At 73.6% G+C, this 466-nt stretch carries 1 pseudogene; it reads left to right on the top strand.

The features are described 5' to 3' along the window. Positions 1 to 155: 155 nt before the first annotated feature. A pseudogene (locus tag ACSNOD_RS31730) lies at positions 156 to 466 on the top strand (hypothetical protein); the annotation flags it as partial.

The following is a 466-nucleotide window of genomic DNA, read 5'->3' as shown; positions in this document are numbered from 1 at the left end:
GCCGGTGCGGGTGGGCTGTCAGTGGGGGCCTCTAGGATCGAATGCGAGGTCGAGGGACGGAGGTTCGGGAGCTCCCGGGGTTCGGGAGTCTCCCGTTCGGGGTGTTCGGGGTGCTCTGGCGCGGGGAGCCGAGGGTCCGGGGGCTGGGGGTTCGCATGCTGGGTCTGATCCTCATCTGTGAGGCGCTCTTCTGGGTCCTGCTGGTGGCGGGGCTGGCCGCGCGGTACGCCGCGGGGTGGCGGCGGGTCGGCGCCGCGCTGCTGCTGGGGGTGCCGCTGCTGGACGTGGTGTTGCTCGTGGCCACGGTCATCAGCGTGCGCGGCGGGGCGGAGCCGAACGTGTGGCACGGCCTGTCGGCCGTCTATCTGGGCCTGACGGTGGTGTTCGGCAAGGACACGATCCGCTGGGCGGACCGGCGGTTCGCCCACCGGTTCGGCCGGGACGGAGGTCAGGGCGGGGGCCGGGG

The organism is Streptomyces sp. URMC 123 (genome assembly GCF_051386515.1).
In the GTDB taxonomy this organism is placed as follows: domain Bacteria; phylum Actinomycetota; class Actinomycetes; order Streptomycetales; family Streptomycetaceae; genus Streptomyces.
The sequence above is the reverse complement of the archived record's forward strand: the minus strand, read 5'-3'. Positions and strand labels throughout refer to the sequence as shown.